This is a genomic window from Pseudomonas sp. SK (assembly GCF_012975065.1).
GTDB lineage: Bacteria > Pseudomonadota > Gammaproteobacteria > Pseudomonadales > Pseudomonadaceae > Aquipseudomonas > Aquipseudomonas anuradhapurensis.
In genome coordinates this window covers 3,962,913-3,983,106 of sequence record NZ_CP051857.1, presented here as the reverse complement: position 1 = coordinate 3,983,106, position 20,194 = coordinate 3,962,913, and the positions used below count along the sequence as shown (strand labels likewise).

Annotated in this window: 19 protein-coding genes; 15 read left to right on the top strand and 4 right to left on the bottom strand. The window is 63.4% G+C overall.

Annotated elements, in window-relative coordinates; all coding sequences use genetic code 11:
• Positions 1-113: 113 nt before the first annotated feature.
• The 4 genes from HG549_RS18305 to flgA form a co-directional block, all read right to left on the bottom strand.
• Positions 114-857: a flagellar brake protein gene (locus HG549_RS18305; RefSeq protein ID WP_170031180.1), complete on the bottom strand. Its 744-nt coding sequence runs from the start codon at positions 855-857 to the stop codon at positions 114-116.
• Between the two features lie 81 nt (positions 858-938).
• Positions 939-1,406, bottom strand: a complete 468-nt coding sequence (locus tag HG549_RS18300) for a flagella synthesis protein FlgN (protein ID WP_170031178.1) — start codon at positions 1,404-1,406, stop codon at positions 939-941.
• A 49-nt stretch (positions 1,407-1,455) separates the two neighbouring features.
• The gene (gene flgM / locus HG549_RS18295) at positions 1,456-1,764 is read right to left on the bottom strand and encodes a flagellar biosynthesis anti-sigma factor FlgM (RefSeq protein ID WP_170031176.1); all 309 of its coding nucleotides are present in this window, start codon (positions 1,762-1,764) and stop codon (positions 1,456-1,458) included.
• Between the two features lie 161 nt (positions 1,765-1,925).
• Positions 1,926-2,678: a flagellar basal body P-ring formation chaperone FlgA gene (gene flgA / locus HG549_RS18290; RefSeq protein ID WP_170031174.1), complete on the bottom strand. Its 753-nt coding sequence runs from the start codon at positions 2,676-2,678 to the stop codon at positions 1,926-1,928.
• 77 nt (positions 2,679-2,755) lie between these two features.
• Between flgA and HG549_RS18285 the strand changes: the two genes are divergently transcribed.
• The 15 genes from HG549_RS18285 to HG549_RS18215 all read left to right on the top strand — a co-directional run bounded on the left by HG549_RS18285 (position 2,756) and on the right by HG549_RS18215 (position 20,186).
• Positions 2,756-3,685, top strand: a complete 930-nt coding sequence (locus tag HG549_RS18285; RefSeq protein WP_170031172.1) for a chemotaxis protein CheV — start codon at positions 2,756-2,758, stop codon at positions 3,683-3,685.
• 51 nt (positions 3,686-3,736) lie between these two features.
• Positions 3,737-4,564, top strand: coding sequence for a protein-glutamate O-methyltransferase CheR (gene cheR / locus HG549_RS18280; protein WP_170031170.1), 828 nt, complete (start codon positions 3,737-3,739; stop codon positions 4,562-4,564).
• A 301-nt stretch (positions 4,565-4,865) separates the two neighbouring features.
• The gene (flgB, locus tag HG549_RS18275; RefSeq protein WP_170031168.1) at positions 4,866-5,273 is read left to right on the top strand and encodes a flagellar basal body rod protein FlgB; all 408 of its coding nucleotides are present in this window, start codon (positions 4,866-4,868) and stop codon (positions 5,271-5,273) included.
• Between the two features lie 2 nt (positions 5,274-5,275).
• Entirely contained in the window at positions 5,276-5,719 is a 444-nt protein-coding gene (gene flgC, locus HG549_RS18270; RefSeq protein ID WP_085623112.1) for a flagellar basal body rod protein FlgC, read from the top strand.
• 15 nt (positions 5,720-5,734) lie between these two features.
• Entirely contained in the window at positions 5,735-6,439 is a 705-nt protein-coding gene (gene flgD / locus HG549_RS18265; RefSeq protein WP_170031166.1) for a flagellar hook assembly protein FlgD, read from the top strand.
• Positions 6,440-6,470: 31 nt separating this feature from the next.
• Positions 6,471-7,826 (top strand): flagellar hook protein FlgE, encoded by a 1,356-nt coding sequence (gene flgE / locus HG549_RS18260; protein ID WP_170031164.1) that lies wholly within the window; start codon positions 6,471-6,473, stop codon positions 7,824-7,826.
• A gap of 72 nt (positions 7,827-7,898) precedes the next feature.
• Entirely contained in the window at positions 7,899-8,084 is a 186-nt protein-coding gene (locus HG549_RS18255) for a hypothetical protein (protein ID WP_170031162.1), read from the top strand.
• A gap of 224 nt (positions 8,085-8,308) precedes the next feature.
• Entirely contained in the window at positions 8,309-9,049 is a 741-nt protein-coding gene (locus tag HG549_RS18250; RefSeq protein WP_170031160.1) for a flagellar basal body rod protein FlgF, read from the top strand.
• 47 nt (positions 9,050-9,096) lie between these two features.
• Positions 9,097-9,882: a flagellar basal-body rod protein FlgG gene (gene flgG / locus HG549_RS18245; protein WP_170031158.1), complete on the top strand. Its 786-nt coding sequence runs from the start codon at positions 9,097-9,099 to the stop codon at positions 9,880-9,882.
• A gap of 45 nt (positions 9,883-9,927) precedes the next feature.
• Positions 9,928-10,623: a flagellar basal body L-ring protein FlgH gene (flgH, locus tag HG549_RS18240; protein WP_170031157.1), complete on the top strand. Its 696-nt coding sequence runs from the start codon at positions 9,928-9,930 to the stop codon at positions 10,621-10,623.
• Positions 10,624-10,635: 12 nt separating this feature from the next.
• A complete protein-coding gene (locus tag HG549_RS18235; protein ID WP_170031155.1) occupies positions 10,636-11,745 on the top strand; it encodes a flagellar basal body P-ring protein FlgI in 1,110 nt (369 codons plus the stop codon).
• An 11-nt stretch (positions 11,746-11,756) separates the two neighbouring features.
• Positions 11,757-12,911: a flagellar assembly peptidoglycan hydrolase FlgJ gene (gene flgJ, locus HG549_RS18230; RefSeq protein ID WP_170031153.1), complete on the top strand. Its 1,155-nt coding sequence runs from the start codon at positions 11,757-11,759 to the stop codon at positions 12,909-12,911.
• 12 nt (positions 12,912-12,923) lie between these two features.
• Positions 12,924-14,954 (top strand): flagellar hook-associated protein FlgK, encoded by a 2,031-nt coding sequence (gene flgK / locus HG549_RS18225; protein ID WP_170031151.1) that lies wholly within the window; start codon positions 12,924-12,926, stop codon positions 14,952-14,954.
• Positions 14,955-14,967: 13 nt separating this feature from the next.
• Complete coding sequence (locus HG549_RS18220) at positions 14,968-16,539, top strand: flagellar hook-associated protein 3 (protein WP_170031149.1); 1,572 nt, start codon at positions 14,968-14,970, stop codon at positions 16,537-16,539.
• Positions 16,540-16,613: 74 nt separating this feature from the next.
• A complete protein-coding gene (locus tag HG549_RS18215) occupies positions 16,614-20,186 on the top strand; it encodes a glycosyltransferase (RefSeq protein ID WP_170031147.1) in 3,573 nt (1,190 codons plus the stop codon).
• Positions 20,187-20,194: the final 8 nt, after the last annotated feature.

The following is a 20,194-nucleotide window of genomic DNA, read 5'->3' as shown; positions in this document are numbered from 1 at the left end:
GAGGGCTGCGCCGTCCCGGTGGGAGCGGGCGTGCCCGCGAAGAGGCCGGCACTGTAAGTACACAAATGAAAACGCCACCTCGAAAGGTGGCGTTGTTGTCTTGCAGCCGACGATCAATAGTCGTCCTTGTCGAACCGCCGCGCCTCGCGTTGCAACTGGTACACGAAGCTCTCGATCTTGCGCTGGGCCTGCCCGCTGAGGTTATGGAAGCGTATGCCGGCGAACGTGGTATTGATCCGCTCTTCATAATGCAGGTGGCGCAGTTCGACCATGGTATCCACCAGGCCCAGCGGGTTGCCCGCCTTGAAACGCTCGTACACCTGGCCCAGTTGCAGGCGCTCCTCGACATTGCCGTCGAAGCGCAGCTTGCAGCCGGTGGCAGAGATATCCAGCAGCTTGCCGCGCAGCGCGCCATTGCCCTTGAGGTGGGTACCATCGAGGATGATGTCGACCAACTGCGACAGCTTCAGCGCGGCGCGGAATGCGTTGCGGCGCTGGTGGTAGGTCATTTCCAGGGGCATGGCGCCGCGGTAGCAGCGGTGGCCATCGACTTCGCTGATCCGCAGGCCGTGGGTGCACTCCCAGGCAATGCGCACGCCATCGTGAAAACCTTCGACGCGGAAGTGTTCGCCGTTCTCGATGTACTTCTCGCCGTCGCGGGGAATCATCTCGTCCAGCGCCAGGGTGTTGCTGTCACGGTCCACGTGCACCACATAGCTCTGGAAACGCTGGCTACGGTCGTGGAAGGTGATGATCAGGGGGTCATGGCTTTCCTGCAACTGCCGCAAGTTGGCCGCAATCTCCAAAGGGGTGTTCAGCACCTTTGGCGGCTGCGGGGCATCGGATTCATTGAACACGGCTTTATCGTTCTCCAGGCAAAAGCGACACACGCAATTAACGGCATTTTGCCAGTATGTTCCGTGCCTTGATAGAAAAAATCAAACCTGGCTGAGCGCCCGTGGCTTGACCAGCGGCGATGTGCTGCCGCGGCTGTCGTAGAGCGACGGAGAGTCGCCGCCCATGAGGATGCGGATCTGGTTGTTGGTGGCGTTCTGCTGCACCTGGATGATCCGCCCATTGGTCTCGTTGAGCTGCTGGCAGGCTTGCATCAACTGGCTGATCACGTCGAGCTGCTGCAGCAGCAGTTCACCGTTCGCTGATTGCGCGGCCACCGCTTCCACGCCGGCGCGGTTGGCGCTCAGGCCCAGGCTGGTGAGCAGGTTGTTGCGCCGCGTGCCTTGCTGCTCCAGCAGCACGATCAAAGACTGCTTGCGGGCGAGGATGGTCTCCAGCAACGCCATGTCGCGCCCATGCAGTGCCACGGCCTCCTTCTGCAAGAGGTCGAGCAGTTCCTGCATCGGGGCGATGTCATCTTCGATCAGTTGCAGCAAGGTGGTGTCGTGCATGGCTAACTCTTGGCTTTTCTAGCGTCCGTGAAGTCAGCGCGCCGAACGGTCAGCGCTGGGCTTCGAAATCGAGCAGTTTACTGGCGACCCGGCCGGCATCGACCTGGTAGCTGCCGTCGGCGATCGCCTGTTTCAACTGGGCCACACGGGCACTGTTGACCACCGGCTCGTCGCGCAGCTTGTCGCTGATCTTCTGCAACTGCTGTGCCTCCTGGCTGAGGTGTACCGCTTCTCCGCTGGCGCTGGTGGTGGCTTCCTGGCTGGCTGCCGCTTTGTCGGCGCTGCCGGATGCGCTGGTGCCGCGCACGCCGCCCGTGACGGACGGAGAATTATTTACACGACTGAAGTCGATGACCATGATCAGAAACCCCTGGGTATTTGGACGCTTGCCTTGTTTTCGGCCAACCCGAAAGAAACTTTAGGCACAAATGCGTAGCCGCCTGTCGGCAAGCTTGCGAACCCGTTTTCTGACACAGTTTAGGAGCAGCGGTTCCTCACCGCCAGCGCAATGTCGGCTGGCTACATACTGACCTCGACCTGGCCTGGGCCGGTGACCCTGGCCTTGACTACCCGTTTGGAATTGAGGTTGCGCACCCGGATCTGTTCGCTCAGGCCGCCCTTGCTCAGCGCTTCGCCGGGCATGCGTACGCTCAGGCTGCCGCTGCGCGCGATGATCACCACGTGGTCGCCCTTGCGCACCACCTCGGCCTGTTCCAGGTGCTGTGGGGTGAGCACCTGGTCGATCACCGTTGGGCGCAGCATCTTCATGCCGACCGCCTGGTCCAGTTCGGTCAGGAAGCCTTGCCCCAGCGTGCCGACATCGCGTTCGCGCAGGGCCACGTCGCCTTCGCCTACCACGTTGTCGCGCTTGAGCGGGCGGGTCATCACCACCACCTCGCGGAACAGCCGCACGGTGGCCGGTACGAACACGGTCCACGGCGCGGCGCCGTCGCAACGCACTTTTACCGTTACCCGGCCCAGCGGTTGCGCCGGGCTTTCCAGCGAGGCGTCCAGCTGCTGGCTGCACAGCGGCATGCGCAGGCGCGGGTCCAGCGGGTTGACCTGGATTTCGTAGCGGCCGGCAGTCTGGGTGGTGGCCAGGTAATCTTCGACGCTGAATTCAAGAAACCCTTGGGTGACACCGATAAGCTGTTCAGGCAAGGTAAACGCGTCCGCCAGCGTGCGAACGCCGGGCACCAGCAGGCAGAGCATGGCCAGCGAGCCAGTCAGCAGGCGCGTCAATCGTCGGGAAAATGTCGTTTTCGTGTACATGACGCTCAAAAAAGCAAAGCCCGTGCCGACTCGCTATCTGAGTGGCAACAAAAGGCTTAAATGTAGAGGAGTCTGGCATGGCAGGTGTTATGGATTCGGTCAACCAGCGCACCCAGCTGGTAGGGCAGAACCGCCTGGAACTGCTGCTGTTCCGCCTCAATGGCGAGCAGCTTTATGGAATCAACGTGTTCAAGGTCAGGGAAGTGCTGCAATGCCCGGCGCTGACCCTGCTGCCCAAGGCGCACCCGGTGGTGCGCGGCGTTGCCAACATTCGCGGGGCGACCATCCCGATCCTCGACCTGTCGATGGCCACCGGGCTGCGGCCGCTGCAGGAAGACACGCGCAACAGCTTCGTGATCATTACCGAGTACAACACCAAGACCCAGGGGTTCCTGGTGCACTCGGTGGAACGCATCGTCAACATGAACTGGGAAGAAATCCATCCGCCACCCAAGGGCACCGGCCGCGATCACTACCTGACCGCTGTCACCCGGGTGGACAACCGCATGGTCGAGATCATCGACGTGGAGAAGGTGCTGGCCGAAGTGGCACCGTCGTCCGAATCGGTGTCGGCCGGGGTGGTCGACGCCGAGGTGCAGGACAAGGCCGTGCTGTTGCGGGTACTCACCGTCGACGATTCATCGGTGGCGCGCAAGCAGGTCAGCCGTTGCCTGCAGACCGTGGGGGTCGAGGTGGTGGCGCTCAATGACGGTCGCCAGGCCTTGAACTATCTGCGTCAGCTGGTGGACGAAGGCAAGAAGCCGGAAGAAGAGTTCCTGATGATGATCTCGGACATTGAAATGCCGGAAATGGACGGCTACACGCTGACCGCAGAGATTCGCAGCGATCCGCGCATGCAAAAATTGCATATCTGCCTGCATACTTCGCTTTCCGGGGTGTTCAACCAGGCAATGGTCAAGAAGGTCGGGGCCGATGACTTCCTGGCCAAGTTCAAGCCGGACGACCTGGCCCAGCGGGTGGTCGACCGGATCAAGGCAGCGCATTGAAAGCGCCGGGAGCAACCTCCCGGCACCAGTGATTGAAAAGAGGCGGCAGAAGTGTCTACGGGTAATTTGGATTTCGAACAGTTCCGGGTCTTCCTGGAGAAAGCCTGTGGCATCCTGCTGGGGGAGAATAAGCAGTACCTGGTTTCCAGCCGTCTCAACAAGCTGATGGAACAACAGGGCATCAAGAGCCTGGGCGAGCTGGTACAGCGCATCCAGGCCCAGCCGCGAGGTGGCTTGCGCGAGCAGGTGGTCGATGCCATGACCACCAACGAGACCCTGTGGTTTCGCGATACCTACCCGTTCGAAGTGCTGAAGAACAAGGTGATTCCGGAGTTCATCCGCAACAACCCTGGGCAGCGCCTGCGCATGTGGTCGGCGGCCTGTTCGTCGGGGCAGGAGCCGTATTCCATCTCGATGGCCATCGACGAGTTCGAGCGTGGCAACCTTGGCCAGTTGAAGATGGGCGCGCAGATCGTCGCCACCGACCTGTCCGGCAGCATGCTGACCAACTGCAAGACCGGCGAGTACGACAGCCTGGCGATTGCCCGCGGCCTGTCCCAGGAGCGCCTGCAGCGCTACTTCGACCCCAAGGGGCCGGGGCGCTGGGCGGTCAAGCCGGCAATTCGCAGCCGTGTCGAGTTCCGCTCGTTCAACCTGCTCGACAGCTATGCCAGCCTGGGCAAGTTCGACGTGGTGTTCTGCCGCAACGTGCTGATCTACTTCTCGGCGCAGGTCAAGAAGGACATCCTGCTGCGCATTCACAGTACCCTGAAGCCGGGTGGCTACCTGTTCCTCGGTGCCTCCGAGGCGCTGAACGGGCTGCCGGACCATTACCAGATGGTCCAATGTAGCCCAGGGATCATCTACCAGGCCAAGTAAGCACAAAGGCCGGCAACCAAAGTTGCCGGCCTTTTTGTTTGTCGTGTCGGCGTTTTGCGGGCATGCCCGCGAACAGGCCGAAGCAGGAAAAGCTGACGTCAATTTTTTGTTTTGCCGCTTTTGCCACCCGGCAATTGCCGCTTTCGCCGCATCAGGCGGAAGGTCTTTGCCGCTTTTCTGGCATCACCCTGACAGCACTGTGCCCGACAAGCCCGTAATTCCTGGGTTTGCCTGGGTTGGCACAGGCCTTGCTATACCTTGGCCAACGATATTCCGGTCAACCTTCGAAGGTTTCCCCGACATGAGCATCAGTTTCGACAAGGCGCTTGGCATCCACGAAAAGGCCCTGGGCTTCCGCGCTCAGCGCGCCGAGGTGCTGGCCAACAACATTGCCAACGCCGACACGCCCAACTACAAGGCGCGTGACATGGACTTCGCCTCGGTGCTCGCTGCCGAAAGCGACAAGCAGCAGAGCGGCCGTTTCAGCCTCGAGCGCACCAACAGCCGCCACATCGAGGCCGACGGCCTGGCGATGGCCGACGATACCCTGAAGTACCGCACGCCGCTGCAGCCTTCGATCGACCAGAACACCGTGGACGCGCAGATCGAGCAGTCGAACTACACCGAAAACGCAGTCGGCTTCCAGGCCAGCTTCACCTTGCTCAACAGTAAATTCAAAGGGCTGGTTTCGGCCCTGCGGGGAGAATGACCATGTCCCTTTCCAGTGTCTTCAACATTGCCGGTAGCGGCATGAGCGCGCAGAACACGCGCCTGAACACCGTTGCCTCGAACATCGCCAACGCCGAGACCGTGTCCTCGAGCATCGACCAGACCTACCGCGCCCGCCACCCGGTGTTCGCCACGACCTTCCAGGATGCGCAGGCCGGCAGCAGCCAGTCGCTGTTCGAGGACCAGGGCGAAGCCGGGCAGGGCGTGCAGGTAAAAGGCATCGTCGAGGACCAGAGCAACCTGGAGGCCCGCTACGAGCCGAACCACCCGGCGGCGAACAAGGACGGCTATGTCTACTACCCGAACGTCAACGTGGTCGAGGAAATGGCTGACATGATTTCCGCCAGCCGTGCGTTCCAGACCAATGCCGAGCTGATGAACACGGCCAAGAGCATGATGCAGAAAGTCCTGACCCTGGGTCAGTGATAAGGAAACCAGACCATGGCAATCGATACTACCGGCGTGAATCTCAACGAAGTGCTTGCGGCGTCGGGTGTGGGTACCAACACCAAGAAGACCGTGGATACCGCATCCAAGACCGGCACCGACTCGCTCGGCAAGGATGCCTTCCTGCAGTTGCTGGTAACCCAGATGCAGCACCAGAACCCGCTGGACCCGCAGGACAACGGTGAATTCGTTGCCCAGTTGGCGCAGTTCAGCAGCCTCGAAGGCATCACCTCGCTGAACGAATCGGTCAGTGCCATTACCAGTGCCATGGCCTCGTCCCAGGCGCTGCAGGCGTCGTCGCTGGTCGGTCGCTCGGTGGTGGTGCAGAACGACAAGGCTATCGTCGACACCAGCGAAAGCTTCAATGCGCAGTTCGTGGTGCCGCAAGCCATCGGCGAAGCGAAGATCACCATCAAGGACAAGGACGGCAATACCGTCAAGACCATCGAGCTGGGCGAGCAGAAAGCCGGTTACGCCGATTTCATCTGGGACGGTACCAATAATAGCGGCGAGAAGGTCGACCCGGGTACCTACACCTTCACCGCCAGCACCACGGTGGATGGCAAGGCGGTGCAGATGAACACGCTGTTGCCTGCCAAGGTGACCAGCGTCAGCTTCAGCTCCGGCGGTGAAATGGTGTTGAACCTCGCTGGCGTTGGCAAAGTATCCCTCTCCGACGTGCAAACCATCGGTATCTAAGGCCCATTAGTGCGGCAAAAGGAGCGAATTCATGTCTTTCAATATCGGCCTTAGCGGTCTGTACGCAGCAAACAAGCAACTGGATGTCACCGGCAACAACATCGCCAACGTCAACACCACCGGCTTCAAGTCGTCGCGTGCCGAGTTCGCCGATGTCTACGCCGGCGCCAACCGCCTCGGCGTGGGCAAGAACCAGGTGGGTAACGGCGTGCGTCTGGCGGCCGTGTCCCAGCAGTTCACCCAGGGTGACGTCAACAACACCGGCAACGTGCTGGACATGGGCATCCAGGGCCAGGGCTTCTTCGTGCTGTCCGACAACGGCTCGCGCGTCTACACCCGTGCCGGTGCGTTCCAGGCCAGCAAGGACAACTTCGTGGTGACCTCGGATGGCCTGCGCCTGCAGGGGTATGCCGCAGACTCGAATGGCAAGATCCAGAAGGGCGTGCTGAGCGACCTGCAGATCGATACCTCGGCGCTGCAGCCAAAGGCCACGTCGCTGATCGACCAGGGCATCAACCTGAACTCTTCGGCCGCCGATATCCCCCTGGAAGTCGACGATGGTACTGGCGCGATGGTGCCGAACCTGCCGTTCGACCCGGCTGACCAGAAGACCTACACCAAGTCCTTCCCGACCAAGGTGTACGACAGCCAGGGCAACGAGCACACCATGGAGCAGTTCTACCGCAAGACCGGCACCAATGAGTGGACCATGTACACCCTGGTGGATGGGCGCAACCCGTTCGACCCATCCTCCACCACGCCGCTGACCGGCACCATCAGCTTCAACAGCGATGGCTCGGTCAAGAGCATGACGGCCGACAACACCGGCCACCCGGCGGGCTCGTCGTTCACCGTGACCAACAACACCTTCACCATGACCGGTTGGGTACCTGCGGTGGAAGACTCGGCGGGTAACTGGATCGCCAACGGCGCCGCAGGCAATGCCGATGGCATGCGCCTGTCGATGAACAGCACCACCTCCTACAACACCGAGACCGCGCGCATGTCGCAGTCCCAGGATGGTTATGCCACCGGTATCCTGTCGAGCCTGAGCATCGACTCCACCGGCGTGCTGTTCGCCAGCTTCAGCAACCAGCAGTCCCGCGCCATCGGCCAGGTTGCGCTGGCCAGCTTCGCCAACGAGCAGGGCCTGCAGCAGATCGGTGGTACCCGCTGGACCGAGACCTACACGTCCGGCATTCCGGGTATCGATGCGCCGAAGACCGGTACCCTGGGCAGCGTCGAGTCCAACTCGCTGGAAGCTTCCAACGTCAACCTGACCCAGGAGCTGGTCGAGTTGATCAAGGCGCAGAGCAATTACCAGGCGAACGCCAAGACCATCTCCACCGAAAGCACCATCATGCAGACCATCATCCAGATGACCTGATGGTCGCTGGCTGAGCGTGTGCGGGCGAACCCCTTTGTCATGAAGGGGTTCGTCGTTTTTGCAGGGGGCTCCATGAACAAACTGCTTGTCGCGCTGATTGCTGCAGCGTGCCTGTACCAGGCCCAGGCTGGCACCGCGCCGTGGTGGCGCTGGGAAAGCCAGGTGGATGGGCGCCTGGTGTGCTCGCAGTGGCCGCCGGGGGAGGGCTGGAAGAAGTTTGCCGGGCCCTTCACCAATGGCGCCTGCCGCGAGCCTTGACCTGGCCGACGTGTTCGCCGGTTTGCCTGCGAAGACGTTGCTGCAGGCTTGCCGCAATCGGCAACCCGGCGCCGGATAACCGGCGTCCGCGCTTCGGCAAAACCCCGCAAAAGCCCGTAATCACGGGCTTTTTGCTGATTTCGAAAAGTTGGTTCGGAACTTGCTTTAGAGCCTGCACAGCAGCGGCGAGCGGCAAACGATCGCCAGTGCAGCGGAGGATGACTGTGGACAAGATGCTTTACGTGGCCATGACCGGCGCCAGCCAGAACGCGCTGGCGCAGAAGGCCCACGCCAACAACCTGGCGAACATTTCCACCAATGGTTTCCAGCGTGACCTGGAGCAGGCGCGCTCGATGCCGGTGTTCGGCGACAGCTTTCCGGCGCGTGCCTTTGCCATGACCGAACGCCCGGCCACCGACTTCAGCGAAGGGCCGATGGTTGAAACCGGGCGCGACCTGGACGTGACGGTGACCGGCAAGGGCTTCATTGCCGTGCAGGCACCCGACGGCAGCGAAGCCTATGTGCGTACCGGCAGCCTGAACATCGACGCGCTTGGCGTGCTGCGTGCCGGCAACGGCATGCCGGTGATCGGTAACGGTGGCCCTATTGCCATCCCGCCAGAGCAGAAGGTTGAAGTCGGCGCCGACGGCACCATCAGCATCCGCTCCATGGGTGAAGACCCACGGGTGATGGCCGAGGTCGACCGTATCAAGCTGGTCAACCCGGACAGCAAAGGCCTGACCAAGGGCCTGGACGGGCTGATCCACACCAAGGACGGCCAGCCAGCCGCCGCCGACGTCAATGTGCGGGTGGTGTCGGGCTTCCTGGAGGGCAGCAACGTCAACGCCGTGGAGGAAATGACCTCGGTGCTGGCGCTGTCCCGTCAATTCGAACTGCACGTCAAGATGATGAACGCGGCCAAGGAAGGCGACGAAGCCATGGCGCGTGTTTTGCAAATCGGCTAATCACTTTTGAACGGGTGCCGTAAAACAGGCGCACGAGGAGAACTTACATGCTTCCGGCTCTTTGGGTCGCTAAAACCGGCCTATCCGCCCAGGACACCAACCTGACGGTCATCTCCAACAACCTGGCCAACGTCTCGACCACCGGCTTCAAGCGTGATCGCGCCGAGTTCCAGGACTTGCTGTACCAGATCAAGCGCCAGCCAGGTGCGCAGTCCACCCAGGACAGCGAACTGCCATCCGGCCTGCAGGTCGGTACCGGTGTGCGCATCGTCGGCACGCAGAAGAACTTCCAGACCGGCAGCCTGCAGACCACGGAAAACCCGCTGGACATGGCGGTCAACGGCCGTGGCTTCTTCCAGGTGCTGCAGCCGGATGGCACGGTTTCGTATACCCGTGACGGTACCTTCCACCTGAACTCCGATGGCCAGATCGTCACCGCCCAGGGTTTTGCCCTGGAACCGGCGATCGTGGTGCCGAATGACGCCCAGACCTTCACCGTCGGCCAGGACGGCACCGTGTCGATCACTACCGCCGGCAACCCGGCAGCGCAGGTGATCGGCAACATCCAGACCGCCGACTTCATCAACCCGGCCGGCCTGCAGGCAATTGGCGACAACCTGTTCCTGGAAACCGCCGCCAGTGGTGCGCCGCAAGTCGGCACCCCGGGCCTGAACGGCTTTGGTACCACGCTGCAGCAGACCCTGGAGAACTCCAACGTCAGCACCGTGGAAGAACTGGTGAACATGATCACCACCCAGCGTGCCTACGAGATGAACTCCAAGGTCATCTCCACCGCTGACCAGATGCTGTCGTTCGTAACCCAGCAGCTCTAAGCCCTAGTGCAGGTTCTACTCCCGTTACACCGTGAGGTAAGTGTCATGAAGCGTTTGTTGTCTGTGTTCGCCCTGGGGGGGGCGGTCGTGCTGGCAGGTTGCGTCGCGCCGACGCCCAAGCCGAACGACCCGTATTACGCGCCGGTCCTGCCGCGCACCCCGCTGCCGGCTGCAGCCAACAACGGTTCGATCTACCAGGCCGGTTTCGAGCAGAGCCTGTACACCGACCGCAAGGCGTTCCGCGTGGGTGACATCATCACCATCACCCTCAACGAACGCACTTCGGCGAGCAAGAACGCCGGCTCGCAGATCCAGAAGAACAGCAAGGCCGACATCGGCCTGACCTCGCTGTTTGGCGCCAACCCGAACACCAACAACCCGTTCGGCGGCGGCGACCTGTCGCTGGAGGCGGGTTACAGCGGCGATCGCACCACCAAGGGTGACAGCAAGGCCACCCAGGGCAACACCCTGACCGGCTCGATCACCGTCACCGTGGCCGAGGTGCTGCCCAACGGCATCATCGCCGTGCGCGGCGAAAAGTGGATGACCCTCAATACCGGTGAAGAGCTGGTGCGTATCGCCGGCCTGATCCGTGCCGATGACATCGCCACCGACAACACCGTGCCGTCCACCCGGGTGGCCGATGCGCGCATCACCTATTCGGGCACCGGTTCGTTCGCCGATGCCAGCCAGCCCGGTTGGTTGGACCGCTTCTTCATCAGTCCGCTTTGGCCCTTCTGAGTACGGATGAACATGTTCTACGTAAGGCAGCTGATTGCCGCGACCCTGCTCCTGTCCTGCGCGTTCGGTGCCCAAGCCGAGCGCCTGAAGGACATCGCCAGCATTTCTGGCGTGCGTTCCAACCAGTTGATCGGCTATGGCCTGGTGGTGGGGCTCAACGGCACGGGTGACCAGACCACCCAGACGCCGTTCACCCTGCAGACCTTCAACAACATGCTCTCGCAGTTCGGCATCAAGGTACCGGCCGGCTCCGGCAACGTGCAGTTGAAGAACGTCGCGGCGGTGTCGGTGCATGCCGACCTGCCGGCCTTCGCCAAGCCGGGCCAGGTGGTGGACATTACCGTGTCCTCCATCGGTAACTCCAAGAGCCTGCGCGGCGGCAGCCTGCTGATGACGCCGCTGAAGGGTATCGACGGTAACGTCTATGCCATCGCCCAGGGCAACCTGGTGGTCGGCGGCTTCGATGCCGAGGGCCGGGATGGTTCGAAGATCACCGTCAACGTTCCGTCGGCTGGTCGCATCCCGGGTGGCGCTAGCGTCGAACGGGCGGTGCCGAGCGGCTTCAACCAGGGCAACAGCCTGACCCTGAACCTCAACCGCCCCGACTTCACCACGGCCAAGCGCATTGTCGACAAGGTCAACGAGCTGCTCGGCCCTGGCGTGGCCCAGGCCGTGGACGGCGGTTCGGTGCGGGTCACCGCGCCGATGGACCCGAGCCAGCGCGTCGACTACCTGTCGATCCTGGAAAACCTCGAGATCGACCCGGGCCAGGCCGTGGCCAAGGTGATCATCAACTCGCGTACCGGCACCATCGTCATCGGCCAGAACGTCAAGGTGTCGCCGGCGGCGGTGACCCACGGCAGCCTGACCGTGACCATCACCGAAGACCCGATCGTCAGCCAGCCGGGGCCGTTCTCCAATGGCCAGACCGCGGTGGTGCCGCGCTCGCGGGTGAACGCCGAGCAGGAAGCCAAGCCGATGTTCAAGTTCGGCCCGGGCACCACGCTGGATGAAATCGTCCGCGCGGTAAACCAGGTAGGTGCAGCGCCCAGCGACCTGATGGCGATCCTCGAAGCCCTGAAACAGGCCGGCGCCTTGCAGGCCGACCTGATCGTGATCTGAGGACGCTGCCGATGAACAGCAAAAGCCTGGTTTCCGGTAGCGCCGACAGCGGTGCCTACACCGACCTCAACCGCCTGAGCTCGCTCAAGCACGGCGACCGCGACAGCGACGCCAACGTGCGCAAGGTGGCGCAGGAGTTCGAATCGCTGTTCATCAGCGAAATGCTCAAGGCCTCGCGCAAGGCCAGCGACGTGCTGGCCGACGACAACCCGATGAACACCGAGACGGTGAAGCAGTACCGTGACATGTACGACCAGCAGCTGGCCGTGAGCATGTCCCGCGAAGGCGGGGGGATCGGCCTGCAGGACGTGCTGGTGCGCCAGCTGTCGAAGAACAAGGGCGCGCCGGCCAACACCAGCCCGTTCCCGCGCATCGAGGGCAACGCCCCGACGCTGTGGGGCAACAAGGTCGCCGAGCCTGTGCATGTCGCCCAGGCGAATGCCGGCCGCAACGATGTGGCCGCGCTCAATTCGCGGCGCCTGGCGCTGCCGAGCAGGGTCACCGATCGCCTGCTGGCCGGCATCGTGCCGTCGGCCGCCACCACCAACAACGCTGCCGTGCCGGCTCGCGACGGCCAGCAGGTGGCCAAGACCTTTGCCGTGCCGGACAACGGCCTGCGCATCCTCGGGCGCGCTGTGGCCCAGCCACCGCTGGCACCGAAAAAGGCCTTCGCCGACAGCGACGAATTCGTTGCCACCATGCTGCCGATGGCCGAACAGGCGGCCAAGCGCATCGGCATCGACCCGCGCTACCTGGTGGCGCAGGCGGCGCTGGAAACCGGCTGGGGCAAGTCGGTCATGCGCAACAGCGATGGCAGCAGCAGCCACAACCTGTTCGGCATCAAGGCCAGCGGCAACTGGCAGGGCGATTCGGCGCGGGCGATCACCAGCGAGTTCCGCGATGGCCAGTTCGTCAAGGAAACGGCAGCGTTCCGTTCCTACGACTCGTACCAGGACAGCTTCCACGACCTGGTCAGCTTGTTACAGAACAATTCGCGCTATCAAGATGCGGTGAAGGCCGCCGATAAACCAGAACAGTTCGTGCAAGAGTTGCAAAAGGCCGGGTACGCCACCGACCCGAATTACGCCAGCAAGATCTCGCAGATCGCAAGACAGATGAAGTCGTACGAGCACTACGCGATGCTCGGTACCGCAACAAAACTTTAAGGGCATGGAACCATGGCGAGTCTGATCAACATTGGTATGTCGGGGCTTGGCGCCGCGCAATCGGGGATGTACACCCTCGGTAACAACATTGCCAACGCCGATGTCGAAAGCTACTCACGCCAGCAGAATGTGCAGAAGACCAAGGGTGGCCAGCAGGTCGGCCAGGTGTTCATCGGCACCGGCACCACGCTGGCCGATGTCCGCCGGGTGTATAACGCATTTCTGGAAAACCAGCTGCGCAGCACCACGTCGTTGAGCAGCGATGCCGCCTCGTACCTGAACCAGATCACTCCGCTGGATACCGCCCTGTCCAGCAGCGATACCGGCATCACCGCCGCGCTGCAGAGCTTTTTCAGTACGCTGCAGGATGCCGCGGCCAAACCGACCGAGGACGCCTCGCGGCAACTGCTGCTGACCAGCGCGCAGTCCCTGAGCAAGCGTTTCAACACGCTGTCGGCGCAGCTCAACCAGCAGAACAGCAACATCAACTCCAACATGGCGGCGATCGCCGATCAGGTGAACAACCTGACCAAGACCATCGCTGACCTCAACGACCAGATTTCTCGCGTCACCTCGATCTCCGGCCAGCCCAACGACCTGCTCGACCAGCGCGATGGCGCCGTGCGTGAGCTGAACAAGTTGGTCGGCACCGATGTGGTGGAGCGTGATGGCAACTACGACGTCTACCTGAAAAACGGCCAGGCCCTGGTACTGGGCAAGACCACCCAGACCTTGGGCGTGGAGCCGAGCGCGACCGACCCGACCCGCATGAGCCTGATCCTCAACCGCGGCTCGACCAAGATGGACATCACCAGCACCACCAGCGGGGGCGAGCTGGGTGGCCTGATCCGCTACCGCAAGGAAACCCTCGATCCGGCGCTCAACGAGCTGGGCCGCGTGGCCCTGGTGGTGGCGGACGCGATCAACAGCCAACTGGCGCAGGGTATCGACAAGAACGGTAACTTCGGCGCCACCCTGTTCGGCGACATCAACAGCGCCGCGGCGGTCAGCCAGCGCAGTATTGCCAAGTCCGGCAACAGCGCCGGCTCCGGCAACCTCGACGTGACCATCAAGGACACCGGCAAGCTGACCACCAGCGATTACCAGGTGACCTTCACCAGCGCCACTGGCTACAGCGTGCGCAAGTTGCCTGAAGGCACCGACATGGGCAGCTTCGACCTCGGTGACACGCCGCCGCCGGTGATCGACGGCTTCACCCTGTCGCTCAACGGTGGTGGCCTGAGTGCCGGCGACAGCTTCAAGATCACCCCGACCCGCAACGCTGCGGCCGGCATCGAAACCGTGCTCACCGACCCCAAGCGCCTGGCACTCGCTGCACCGCTGACCGCCACCAGTGGCGCGGGGAACAAAGGCACCGGGGTGATCACCCAGCCGACGCTGACCTCGGAAATGGACATCTATGACGCCACCCAGCGCTCGCAGCTGCAGACCGGGCTGAAGTATTCCACCCCGGTCAAGCTGGTGTTCGGTGACGACAGCACGTCGCCCCAGGCCTATACCCTGTACGATGCCAAGGGCAACAGCATCGGCAGCGGTACGATCATCCCCGGCCAGGAAAACAAGCTGCAATTGTCGGTGCCGATGGTCGATGGCAGCGGCAACCCGCTGGGTAGCGACTTCACCTTCGAGATGAGCGTTTCGGGCGCCCCGAAGAACGGCGACAGCTATACCGTGGCGCTGACCGGCGCCGGCTCCGCAGACAACCGCAACGCCCAATCGGTGATCGACCTGCAGACCAAGCCCACGGTCGAGGTGGGGACCAACGGCAAGGGCATCAGCTTCACCGACGCCTATGCCAAGCTGGTTTCCAACGTTGGCGGCAAGGCTGGCCAGGCACAGATGGACAGCGATGCCACCTCGGCCCTGCATACCTCTGCACTGGACAGCCGCAACGGCCTGTCGGGGGTGTCGGTCGACGAAGAGACCGGCAACCTGATCAAGTTCCAGCAGTACTACACCGCGTCGTCGCAGATCATCAAGGCGGCCCAGGAAACCTTCGCCACCCTGATCAACAGTCTTTAAGGAGCCGTAGATCGTGAGCGTACGCATCTCCACTTCGCAGTTCTACAACACCAACCAGGCCAACTACCAGCGCAACTTCGCCAACTCGGTGAAGACCCAGCAGGAAGCCACCGATGGCATTCGCGTGCGCTCGGCCAAGGACGACCCGGTTGGCGCCGCCCGCCTGCTGCAGCTCGAGCAGCAGCAGAACATGCTCGAACAGTACGGCGACAACATCGTCAATGTGCGCAATGCCCTGGGTACTGCCGAAAGCACCCTGAAGTCCATCGGCACCATCCTGCAGCGGGTCAACGAACTGGCGGTGAGCTCCGGCAACGCCGGCTTCACCGACGACGACCGCAAGGCCAATGCCGCCGAACTGGACTCGCTGGAGCAGCAGCTGTTCACCCTGATGAACAGCAAGGACGAGAACGGCAAGTACATCTTCTCCGGTTCCAAGGGCGACACCCAGCCGTACGTGCGCAATGCCGATGGCACCTACTCCTACCAGGGCGACCAGTCGCAGCTGAAGTTGCAGGTCGGCGACATGCTCAGCCTGGCGGCCAACGAAACCGGCTACGATGCCTTCGAGCAGGCGCTGAACACCAGCCGCAGCGAAACCCGGCTGACGGCACCGGCCACCGATGATGGCCGGGTCAGCCTGTCCAACGGCCAGGTTTCCGGCAGCGCCACCTACAACGACCGCTTCCGCAGCGGCGAGCCGTACAGCATCGAGTTCGTCAGCAGCACCCAGTTCAAGATCACCGATGCCAACGGCAACGACGTCACCCTCGAAGCCACCCAGGGCGGCAAGTTCGACCCGAACGGCGACAACACCGAAATCAGCTTCCGTGGCGTCGACCTGCGCCTGGACATCAGCTTCAAGGCCGGTGACCAAGCCGACCCGGATGCAGCCATTGCCGGCCACACCTTCAGCCTGACCTCCAAGGCCGACCAGATCGGCAGCAGCCGCAGCCCGGGTAATGCTTCGTCGGTGCAGATCACCGGTAGCTCGGTGGTCGACCAGGCGGCGTACAAGGCTGCCTTCCCCGAAGGCGCGGTGCTCAAGTTCACCAGCGCCACCGACTTCGAGCTGTACACTGCGCCGGTCAGCGACGGCAGCCGGCCGATCTCCACGGGCACCCTGAGCGGTACCAGCGCCACGGTACTCGGTGTGCAGTTCGACCTGTCCGGGGCGCCAAGTGCCGGTGATTCGTTTGCCGTCAAGGTCGACACCCACCAGACCCAGAATGTACTCGATACCATCAGCCAGCTGCGCGCTGCGCTGAGCACCCCGATCGACGGTGACCCGGCGGCGGCGCAGACGTTCAAGGCTGCGCTGGACTCGGCCATCGGCAACATCGGCAGCGCCACCAACCAGGTCACTTCGTCGATCGCCTCGATCGGTGGCCGTGGTCAGGCGCTGGACGTGCAGGCCGAGACCAACTCGGCGCTGGGCGCGGAGAACACCAAGACCCAGAGCTCGATCCGCGAAAGCGATCCGGCCGAAGTGATGATCCGCCTGACCATGCAGACCAACATGCTGCAGGCCTCGTTGCAGGCATATGCCAAGGTCGCCGGTCTGTCGCTGGTCAACTACATCTGATAGCGCTGCATGCGTAGCCAATCGTGCGCCGCCACCGTCAGGTGCGGCGCACTTTTTTTTGCAAGGTCGCCAACGTGAACGAAAAGCCTCTCGTCAGTATCGTCATCCCTGCCTACAGCCCACGGTTCTTTGCCATGGCCTTGCACAGCGCCCTCGGCCAGACCTATGAAGCCCTGGAGGTGCTGGTCTGCGATGACAGCGAAGGCGAGGAAATCGAAGCCATCGTCAACGCTGTCGAGGGCGACTTGCGCGCTTGCGTGCGCTACGTGCGCAACAGCCGGCGCCTGGGCTTTGTCGCCAACCTGGTGCAGGCGGTGGGCTTGGCCCGGGGTGCGCTGGTCAAGGTGCTGTGCGACGACGACCGGCTGTTCCCGCAGTGCGTGACGCACCAGGCCAAGGCGTTGCTGGAGCACGACGAAGTCGGCCTGGTGTTGTCGCAGCGGGTGCTTTGTGACGAGAACAATTTCATCCTGCCGATGCGCATCGCCAATGCGCGCTTCGCCAATGTCGACAGCCTGTTCAAGGGCGAAGACATGCTGGCCATGCTCGATGGGCGGCCCGTGAACTTCCTCGGCAATTTCTCCGCGGCGCTGATGCGTCGCGAGCAGGCACTGGAGTGGTTGCAGGCGCTCACCAGCGATGGCCTGAGCTTCGTCGCGCTGCTGGACCTGGCGTTGTTCGCCTGCCTGATGCGGCGCGGCAACCTGGTCATGCTCAGCGAGCCGGGCCTGATCGAACGGCTGCACCCGCAGCGCCTGAGCAAGCAGGAGGCGCTGGTCCAGGCCGCACCGCAGGAGTGGCGCTGGATGATGCAGATGCTCGCCGCGCGCAGTGGCGAAGCGGCGCCCGCCAGTGGCTGGGTGCGCTACGTGCCATTGACCGAGGCACAGTTGCAGCCACGGCAGTGGCAGGAGCTGTGCGTGGCCCGCATCATCAGCAACTGGCAGACCCGCCTGGGTGGCCGGGTGGGCAGCGAATGCGAAAGCTATGCCGAGCTTTACCAGCAGTGGTTGGCGGCGCGCCGCTTCAGCGACGTGCAGCGCGGCCTGCTGCCCCAGGCCATAGCGGCCTGGCCGCGCCAGCCGCGCATCGTCCCGGTGGTGCTGGATACCCAAGGTGACGCCCAGGCCCTGGGGCGTACCCTCGACAGCCTGGCCGGGCAGTTGTACCCGGTGCATGCCTGCGTGGTGTTGGCCGATGCCGAACCCGCCAGCCCGATCCCGCTGGTGCACCAGGCGCTGCAGAGCGACTGGCCCGAGCAGTTGAACCAGTTGCTGGCCTCGTTGCACGACGCCGACTGGATCTACCTGCTGCGTGCCGGTGACCGGCTCGCCGAGTCGGCCATTCTGCTGCTGGCCGAACGTGCCGCGGTGTTCCCCAACCTGGCCTGCGCCTACAGCGATGAAGGGGCCTGGCTCGATGACCAGCCGGGCGAACCGGTGTTCAAGCCGGACTTCAACCTCGATCTGTTGCGCAGCTACCCCTACGTCGGCCGCACCCTGGCCTTCGCCCGCGAGGCGATTCTCGACCTTGGCGGTTTCGATGCCGGCTTTGCCGAGCTGGCCCCGCATGACCTGCTCTGGCGCCTGGTCGAGAGCCGAGGCCTGCAGGTGGTCGAGCACATTGCCGAAATCCAGGTGCAGTCGGAGTTCAGCTTCGCCAACTGGCTGTCGCTGCCGGAAGTGATCGCCCAGAGCGAACCGGTGCTGGCTGCGCATCTGCAGCGGCTGGGCGTGGCGCATCGGATCCGGCATGACGACCTGTCGTTGCTCAATCGGGTCGACTACCTGCATGCCGACACCCCGCAGGTATCGATCCTGGTTGCTGTCGGTGATGACCTGGCGGGCCTGCAGGCCTGTGTCGAAGGGCTGATCGAGCGCACCGCCTATGGCCGCTACGAGGTCTTGCTGGTGGCTGGGCCGAGCGTGGCGGCCGACGTCGATGGCTGGCTGCAGGCGATGAGCGAGCTCGGTGCAGGCATGCTGCGCGTGGTCCGGGCGCTCGGCGGTTCGCGCAGCCAGTTGCTCGATGCTGCGGCGGCCCAGGCCTGCGGTGACTACCTGTTGTTGCTCGATGCCAGCGTGCAGGTGTTCGACGGCCAGTGGCTGGCGGAAATGCTCCAGCATGCCCAGCGCCCGGAAGTGGCGGTGGTCGGCGCCAAGCTGGTCGATGCCCAGGGCCGGGTGGTCGAGGCGGGCCGGGTGCTGGGGGTTGCCAGCGTGGCCGGTCCGGCGTTCGCCGGGGAAGATGCGCAGTCGCGTGGTTACCTGCAACGCTTGCAGGTGGTACAGGACTGGAGCGCTGTCGGCGGCGATTGCCTGATGGTGCGCAAGGCAGTGTTCGCCGAGCTGGGAGGGCTGGGTGCGCAACCGCTGAGCCAGGGCATGGCCGAGCTCGACCTGTGCCTGCGTGCGGGGGCACGTGGTTATCTGGTGGTCGGCACGCCCTATGCCGTGCTGCTCAAGCGCGAAGCGACGACCAGCAGCGATGGGCTTGGTCAGGACGCGTTGCTGGAACAGCAGCAGGTGTTCTGCGAGCGTTGGCTGAGCAAGGTCGTCCGCGACCCGGCCTATAACCCCAACCTGGGGCTGGCCAACGGTGACTTCAGCCTCGAGCCGAGCCTGCGTGGCAGCTGGAGCCCGCTGTGTGCCCGGGCCTTGCCGTCGGTGCTGGGGTTGCCGATCAACGACAGTGCGGTGGGCCATTACCGGGTCGAACAGCCGTTCAAGCAGTTGGAAGCCGCCGGGCGCGTGGTCGGGCGCGTGGTCTACGAGTCGCCGACCGTGGTCCAGCTGGCGCGCATGGACCCGGACGTGATCATCCTGCAGTTGCGCCATAACGATGACTCGGTGCGCGACATCGAACGCATCGCCCGCTTCTCCAACGCCCGGCGCATCTTCGAGATCGACGACTACGTGCTCAGCGCGCCGAAGAAGAACACCCATGCGCGCAACAAGCCAGCCGACATCGAGCAGCACCTGCGCCGTGGCATCAGCCTGTGCGACCGGGTGGTGGTGACCACCCAGGCGTTGGCCAATGCGCTGGCAGACATGCATGACGATATCCGCGTGGTGCCGAACATGCTGGCACCGCACCTGTGGACCAACCTCCCGGCCAGCCGCCGTGGCACTTCGAGCAAGCCGCGGGTGGGTTGGGGCGGCGGTACCAGCCACAGTGGCGACCTGGAGATCATCGCCGAGGTGGTGCGCGAACTGGCCAACGAGGTCGAGTGGGTGTTCTTCGGCATGTGCCCCGAGGCGCTCAAGCCCTACATCCACGAGTACCACCCGGGCGTGCCGCTGGCGCGCTACCCGGCCAAGCTGGCGAGCCTGAACCTCGACCTGGCCCTGGCGCCGCTGGAATTCCACATCTTCAACGACTGCAAGAGCAACTTGCGGCTGCTGGAGTACGGCGCCTGCGGTTACCCGACCATCTGCACCGACACCGAGGCCTACCGCGGCTACTTGCCGTGCACGCGGGTGTACAGCAACAGCACCGAGGAATGGCTGCAGGCGATCCGCTCGCACCTGGCCGACCCGGCGGCCAGTTACCGCATGGGCGACGAGTTGCGCGAGGCGGTGATGCGCGACTTCGTGCTGCGTGACGACAACCTGCGCCACTGGGAGTGGGGCTGGCTGGCCGACTGAGTTTCACC